Below are 296 nucleotides of genomic sequence, written 5' to 3'. Positions count from 1 at the left end.
TAAGAAGCAGAATTTTTGTATCGTGCAAAAGAATAACCCATTCCTTGCCTGTTTCCTTTATTTATGCCTGCAGTCATTTCCTTTACTCGTTCAAGGCAGGCTATAGCCCGTTTATCATCAAGATGGTTGACCCTAAATTCCACCGGATCTTTCCCAGCTTTATGCGCCAGCTCGTCCATAAAACATTCTATGGCAAAAACATTCCCAAAAGCTCCTAAAGCCCGCAGTGCCGATTTTCTAAGTGGTCCTTGAAAAATGTGAGATGTGGTTTGCAGGGAATTTATCGTATAATAAGG

At 41.6% G+C, this 296-nt stretch carries 1 protein-coding gene; it reads right to left on the bottom strand.

The window, feature by feature from the left end; all coding sequences use genetic code 11:
• Positions 1-296: molybdopterin cofactor-binding domain-containing protein (locus HC175_RS22950; RefSeq protein WP_168140073.1), on the bottom strand; the 296-nt coding region annotated here is incomplete at both ends.

Source organism: Salinimicrobium oceani (genome assembly GCF_012037645.1).
The sequence above is the reverse complement of the archived record's forward strand: the minus strand, read 5'-3'. Positions and strand labels throughout refer to the sequence as shown.